This window comes from Actinotalea sp., from assembly GCF_041597215.1.
GTDB lineage: Bacteria > Actinomycetota > Actinomycetes > Actinomycetales > Cellulomonadaceae > Actinotalea.
This window is the reverse complement of record NZ_JBFHHB010000169.1, coordinates 1-7,043: the sequence shown is the minus strand read 5'-3', so window position 1 is coordinate 7,043 and position 7,043 is coordinate 1. Positions and strand designations below refer to the sequence as shown.

Sequence of the window (7,043 nt, the reverse complement as noted above, 5' to 3'; positions counted from 1 at the left end):
GGCGTGTCGTTGAACTGCTCCATCCCGACACTGATGTTCGGCGTGCCAGGGATCAGCTCGGGCTCGCAGAAGGGCGTGACCTGGTACTGCCATGTCGACGGGTCGTCGATCCGGCAGGGTGTGGCCAGGTCCGTCGTGAAGTTCGTCGCCGGGTCCTTCCCGTAGTACGGGTTGGCGATCGGTCCGTGCTGCGGGGTGGCGGGCGGCCAGAACCACGGCCCGTACATCCACCGGCCGTAGGCGCTCATGCCGGAGGGGTCGCCGGGGTTCTGGGCTGGCATGTAGACGTGGTGGTACCAGAGGTTGCCCATCCCGCCCCATCGGGTCGCGTCCCAGGTCGGGTCCTGCCCGGCGAGCTGTTCGGTGCTCGGGACGAAGGTGCGGTCCTGGATGACGAGCGGGATGCCCTCACCCATGTCCGCGTAGGTCCCCGACGGCCCGAACAGCTTCTGCTCGGTGTCGTCGGTGATGATGTACGCCGCGGCCTCGCCGGCGTACACGTTCAGGCGAGTGATGCCCCACGCGTGGTCGTGGTAGAACATCAGCCGCGCCGACTGCTGGTTCGTGTAGTAGAAGGTCTGGCAGCCGTCATCGGTGGCGGTGCAGTCCGGCACGCCGGCCACGGGCGCCATGTCGGGCACGTTCCCGACGCTCACTCCCTGCGGCCACGGCGTGGTCTCGTCGGCGGGCGTGATCCACTGGTGCGGGGTGCCGTCGCTGATCCACGGAGTGATGCCGCCGTGCAGGTGCAGCGTGGCCCGGTCGTCCTTGAAGCAGCCGTCGGGCTTCGGGTCGTTCGTGCACTCAGGATTGCGGATCGCGTCGGTCACGACGCCCTCGTCGACCGGGTCCATCATCGACATCGGCCCCATGCCGGAGCCCATCATGCTCGAGTCGGTCGGGAGGAACAGGTCTCCGTCTGCACCCGTGGGCAGCAGGTTGTAGAAGACGATCCGGACCGCGCGGTCCTTCTGCGCGACGATCGTCGGGCCGAGGTAGTGCGGTTCGTCGACGCCGACGGCCTGGGTGACCCCGTCCGGCATCATCGTCGGCACCTCGGTGCCGTCCAGGAGCGCCGTCATCAGCGGTACCTGCTTGCCCGGAACGGTGCTGGTCGACAGCTGGACGTACTCACGCAGGAGCGTGCCCTCGGCAGGGAGGCTCGAGCTCATCTGCTCGCGGTGCTGGACGACAGCGATCACGTAGTAGTCGGTTCCCGGGAAGGTCGTCGTGTCGGGCACGGCGACCGGGATGTACTGCCCGAGGTTGTTCGCTCCTGCCTCGCCGAGGCCCGGAAGCGTGTCCTGGAACTTCTTGATCCCGCCAGGCGTGATGTAGCCGGAGCCGGGGGTCTGCAGGTGCAGCGCGACGACCGCGCCGACGTCGGTCGACGCCGTCGCAGCGGCACCGGAGCCGGCTCCCGTGTCGCCGAAGGCGACGGCAGGGGAGGAGGTGTAGCCGACGCCGTAGCTGTCGAGGACGACGGACTGGATCGTCAGGGTCGACGTCGCGACGGCGGCGGTGAACGGGTTGGTCCCGTGGCTGACCGGCTCGAACTGCGTGCCGTCCCGGACCACGACCGACGGGGCGGTGGTGTAGCCCGATCCGGCGAAGTCCACGACCACGCCGGTCACGGTCAGGACGTCCGTCGCGACCGTCAGGGTGCAGTCGGGGTGCGGGTCCGCGCACGTGGCGTGGCCCTGTGCCTGGACCCCGTTCGGGTCGTCCGGCAGGTCGAAGTCCACGGTCGGGAACGTGTAGCCCGTCCCTGAGGTGGTGATGCTCACCTGGTCGACACCCCCGAGCGCATGGGCGGTCGCGTCGGTGCTCGCGCCGCCGCCGCTGAGGGTCACGGAGGGTGCCGTGTACCCGTTGCCGCCCGCGTCGATCGCGACGCTGGTCACGGCGCCCGAGGTCTGGACGTCCGCGGTCGCGGTGGCTCCGCTCCCGGCGCCGGTGATCGCGACGGTCGCGGCCGAGTAGCCGGAACCAGGGTCGGTGAGGGTGAGTCCGGTGAGGGCTCCGTCGGCGCCCACCGTCGCCTCTGCGGTCGCGCCGCTTCCTGGTCCGGCGGCGGGAGGTGTCACCGTGGCGGAGATCGAGTAGGTGCGCGGCTGGGGGTAGATCGGGAAGGTCGCCGAGCCGAGGGTCACGGTGTCAGCCGCGGCCGGTGCGGAGGCGGGTCCCGGGTACGCGATGACATCGGTCCCGGTGTCGACGTCGACGGGGATGCCCTGCCCGTACCAGCCGATCAGGTCGCCCTGCTGCGTGTCGAACGGGCCCACCGGGAAGAGGGAGACCTCGCCGGCCGGGTCGGTCGGTGCGGGGACGGTGAGGGGGCCGCTGTCGAAGGCGATCGTGTACTCGTCGGCGGTGGCCGTCGGACGGAGCACGTAGGCGTGGAAGACGTTCCCGGCCGAGCCGGGCTGATTCCACGTCGAGAAGCTCGTCAGCGAGCCGGCAGGAAGGGCAGCACCCGGATCGTGCACGACGCCGAACACCGTGGTGGCGGAGTCGGTCGCGAAGGCGCGGCTGACGAGCGGGTTCCCGACGGTGACGTCGGAGACGGCCGTGCCCGTGATGGTGACGGTGACGTCCGGGCGGGTCAGCGGGCTGTTGGCCCAGTTCGGGTACGGCCCGAAGTAGTGCGGGACCTGCGACTCGTCGACGGCACTCGCCGGGAGGGCGGCGGCGCTCGGGCTGAACGTCCGGACGACGGTAGCGCCTTGCGTTGCGGCCGAAACGAGGAGTGCGAAGGCAGCGGCCCTGGCCGCCATTCTGTGCTTCATCCGAGGTCTCCCTGGTCGTCCCCGCGACGACTCACGGACGGCGGTCGGCCGCGGGTGAGCGTCGATCGCGCTGCGGACGACGCGTTCTCCACGGCGGTCCGCAGCGACACGAGGCCGAAACTAGCCCTGCGCCGTGACCGGCCCATCCGGGTTTCCACGGGGGCGACTACGGATGTTCGATCTCCGTGATGACCGGAGTACGGCGTGCAAAACCCGGTGATCGACGCTCCCTCGGCCCCGATCCTGACGCCGCCTCGGGGAGCTCGTGCCGGGCACGGGTCAGCTCTGGTCCCGGTAGTGGCGTGCGGCATCGGTGCGGTTCCGCACCTCGAGCTTGCGGAGGATGCTGCTCACATGCGACTCGGCCGTGCGCCGGGAGATCGTGAGGGCCGTGGCGATGTCGCGGTCGCTGAGCCCGTCGTTGATCAGGCGCAGGACGTCCCGCTCCCGGGTGGTGAGCCGGTCCATCGGTGCGTCTCCCGCCGGAGACGAGGGAACGGCCTGCCGTAGGGCCTTGAGGAGGAGGCGCGCCGCGAGTCGTCGGGGGATGACCAGCTCGCCGTTCTGGGTGGCACGCACCGCACGGACGAGTGCCTCCGGGGAGAGGTCCTTCGTCAGGTACCCGCTCGCACCGAAGCGCATCGCCTCCGCCACGTCACGATCGGTGGACGACACGGTGAGCATGAGGATCTTTGCGGCGGGGAGGCGGGGCGCCAGCTCCCGGACGAGCTCCAGTCCCGACATGCCCGGCATCGCGATGTCGAGCAGGAGGACGTCAGGTGCGACTCGCGGTGCGAGGACGAGTGCCTCCTCGGCCGTCGCGGCCTCGGCCACGACGACCATGTCCTCGGCGGTGATCGCGCGCGTGACGGCCGACCGGACGAGGGGGTGGTCGTCGACGACCATCACGCGGATCACCCGCGGCGAGGTCGTCATGACCGGTCCACCGCGACCCGCGCCGTCGCCCGGGTGAAGGGCGCCGTGAGGGTGATCAACGTGCCCCTCGCGGGTGTGGAGTCGACCCTGAGCGTGCCGCCGACAAGAGCGGCTCGCTCCCTCATGGACGACAACCCGTATCCGGCACCGCCGGCCGCGGCCACCACGAAGCCGCGCCCGTTGTCGGCGACGCGAAGGCGGATCCGGCCGTCCCCCAGCACGAGGCTCACCCCTGCCACGGTGGCCTCGGCGTGCCGAGTGACGTTGGCCAGCGCCTCCTGGACGATACGGAGGACCTCGACCTGGGTCTTCGGGGCGATGGTCGCCGAGGGGTCGCCGTCGTAGGTGAACTCCACGCGCAGGCCGAACCGGCCGGCGTGCTCCTCGACGGCACGCCGGAGCAGGTCGTGGAAACCGGACTCCGAGCTCGGGAGGCTGCGCAGGGCAGCGACAGCGTCGCGCGCGTGGGTGAGCCCGACGTCGATGGCGGCGAGCGCGTCGGCGGCGGCCCGCCGCGCCTCGCTCGACAGGCCCTCCGTGCTCGCCACCTCACCGGCTCTCAGCTTGGCGAGCCACAGGTCCTGCGCGAGCCCGTCATGCAGCTCCCGCGCCAGTCTCGAGCGCTCCTCGATCGCGGCACGCTCGACCTCGCTGTCCCGCAGCGTGGCGAGCTCGGCGTTCGCGGCACGCAGTCCCCGCTGGCTGGCACGGAAGGCGCTCGACAGGCCCGCGAGCAGGCACAGGGAGCACATCAGGTCGAGCATGTCCCCGAGCGAGACCTGGCCGGGATGGGCACTCGGGTAGATCGCGGCGTGCAGCTCGGCGAAGCCGGCGAACACGAGTCCGATGGCGATCCAGGAGTCGATCAGTGCGCCCTCCGAGTGCCACAGGCGTCGGCTCACCGAGACGCCGACGAAGAACAGGACTGCCGTGACCACATGCAGTGCCATCCCGAACGGCGTCGTGTGCGGAAGTCCGGTCTGGTCGGGGAACGTGAAGAGGATCGGGACATCGGGCGGGTCGAACACGCTGCCGACGGCAGCGGTGAGCAGCACGACGAGGGGCGGCGCGGCCAGGATCCACGGCGGTTTCCAGGACGCGAGGGAGCGCCGGGTCAGGACACCGGCGAGGACGAAGAGCGACGCTGCGGCGAGCCGGGCGAGCGCGAAGACGAAGGACTGGGCGCTGTCGAGAGCCACACGGTCGCCGACGCCCGGCGCCCGCACGAGGCTCACGACGACGGCGACACCGTAGGCGCTCGCGAGTGCCGCGAAGGCCCCGGCATGAAAGGCGGCGGCGATCACCTGCCGCTCGCGGAATCGGGCCCAGGCGAGCGTCGTGAGCGTGACGAGCACCACCGTCGCGGTCGTGTCGAGCACCAGGTCCAGGGCCGGCATGATCGCGTGACCGTGGACCTTGTGCAGGACGACCGGAAGGCTCAGGAGGATGCACGCCGCGACGACCAGCCGGACCACGCGACGGTGCGGCGAGGTGGCCGAGTGTCGCAGGTCCCGCGCCACGGCTGGGCCGAGCCGATCGACGACCGCGGCCATGCTCCTCCCCGATCGTCCAGTCGACGGACTGATGAGACGCAGCGGCCCGCGACGTCGCTGTCGCGGTCGACCCCAGCGTGGGCAGCGGCGATGTCGCTGTCAAGGCCTCCCGGTGCGGTCCGTGCTGGTCAGTGCAGTGGTCTCGAAGGTCGGGTCGACGTGCGTGCGGATCAGCACCCCTGCGCGAGCGGCGTGGCGCGCCGTGATCGCCTCGAAGGGGCTGCGGTGGTGCTCCTCGCGGTAGACCGTGCTGATCGGGTGCAGGCCGAACCCGCGGGCCAGCACCGTGTCGGCCGATCGCAGCGCACCCTCGACCCACCCCTGGTAGTCCGAGTAGGCCTCACCGCAGGTGAACAGCCCGGGAAGCGGCTCGACAAGGTGCTCGATGACGGCTCGGTCGTCCGCGTGGAGCCCCCACTGATGGACCCCGTAGCCGATCTGCTCCCCGGCGCCGGCGTCGACCCGCGTCGTCCCGCTCCAGATCCGGGCGCTGGTCAGGAGCGGGCGCGGGACCTCGTCGGTGTCGAAGAGCCGGGCGAGCAGGCGGCCGGCTGCCTCGACGACGGCCTCGGTCGCCGGGTGGATCGTCTGCGGCCCGCGGTCGGCCACTGCCCTTTGCATCGGTGAGTCGAACAGGTCACCACCGCCCTGCTGGAGCGCTCGCCAGAAGCTGATGTTGAGGTGGTCGCAGTAGATGGTGAGTGCCGCGGGTCTCGCGTACTTGGCGGCGGCGATCGCCTCGAGCCGCCCGCGGACCTCCGGCGACGGCCGGTGGCCCGAGTGGCGCAGCCATGCCTCGTACTCCGCGGCGGCGAACAGCGCCGGGTCGATCGCGTAGAACGGGTAGACGGTGCCCAGGGGGAGATCGGACAGGTTCGGCCCGAAGCTCATCGGCGGACCGCCGTCCGCCCGCTCGCCCCACCATGCGGTGGGGTAGTACAGGTTGATCTTGAGCAGTGCCTGGTTGGTCGTGGCCTGCAGCGCGTTCCACAGCCGGTGTGCGTCCCGCTCGTCGGAGCGCTGCATCACCTCCGAGGCGCCGTAGAGCTGTTCGAGGGCGAGGCGGGGCAGCGCGAGCACGACGAGGGGCGCGCCGATCTCGGTTGTCACGACGCTCTCCCCGTGGCGGGTCGTGCAGGTCGCCGTGTAGCCGCCGCCCTCGCGGGCCTCGATCCGGTCGACGGTCGTCCCGAGATGCAGGTGCTCGTCGCCGAGCTCGCGGGCGAGTGCGTCGGGCAGGGTGCTGAAGCCGTTCTCCAGCGTCGCGAACCGCGGCTCCGCGGTGAAGCCGCCGAGCAGCTGGAAGGCCTCGCCTGCGTTCATCTCGGACAGGACGGTGCCGTTGAAGCCGAGCAGGCGGGACAGCAGGGTGATGCACTCCTGGGAGTAGCCCATCGCGTCGAGCAGGCCCCAGAGCGTCCATTCGTTGAGAGGGACGCCCGCCCACGCGCAGTCGAGCCGGAACGACTGCCAGAACTCCGGTGGTCGCGGGTGGGGTCGGGGGGTGACCTGCGGGTTCGCGGCCAGGATGCGCTCGAAGACGGTGTCGACGATCGACCGGGGGTCGATCCCGCGCTCCGCGGGGGAGAGGTCGTACAGCTCGCTCCAGATCGCGAAGGAGTCCGCCGCGGCCTCGGCGTTGGTGAAGGCGTGGCCGCGGAAGTACAGCCGGTTGGCCCCGCCGCTGCTCATCGGGAAGGGCACCACCTGGTCGTCGATGCCGAGCATCAGCAGGAGGCTCGTGAGGTCGTCCATCGACTCGAAG

Annotated in this window: 3 protein-coding genes and 1 pseudogene; all 4 read right to left on the bottom strand. The window is 71.0% G+C overall.

Annotated elements, in window-relative coordinates; genetic code table 11:
* Positions 1-2,789: pseudogene (locus ABWK99_RS11700) on the bottom strand (hypothetical protein); the annotation flags it as partial.
* Between the two features lie 279 nt (positions 2,790-3,068).
* Positions 3,069-3,725, bottom strand: coding sequence for a response regulator (locus ABWK99_RS11695; RefSeq protein WP_372594880.1), 657 nt, complete (start codon positions 3,723-3,725; stop codon positions 3,069-3,071).
* A complete protein-coding gene (locus ABWK99_RS11690) occupies positions 3,722-5,278 on the bottom strand; it encodes a sensor histidine kinase (protein ID WP_372594879.1) in 1,557 nt (518 codons plus the stop codon). The genes ABWK99_RS11695 and ABWK99_RS11690 overlap by 4 nt, the downstream gene beginning before the upstream one ends.
* Before the next feature lie 99 nt (positions 5,279-5,377).
* Positions 5,378-7,043, bottom strand: a 1,666-nt coding sequence (locus ABWK99_RS11685; protein ID WP_372594878.1) for an FAD-dependent oxidoreductase, incomplete at its 5' end; no start/stop codon positions are given.

Coding starts and splice junctions, on each gene's coding strand:
- ABWK99_RS11695 (WP_372594880.1), bottom strand. CDS start 3,725: ATGACGACCTCGCCGCGGGTGATCCGCGTGATGGTCGTCGACGACCAC.
- ABWK99_RS11690 (WP_372594879.1), bottom strand. CDS start 5,278: ATGGCCGCGGTCGTCGATCGGCTCGGCCCAGCCGTGGCGCGGGACCTG.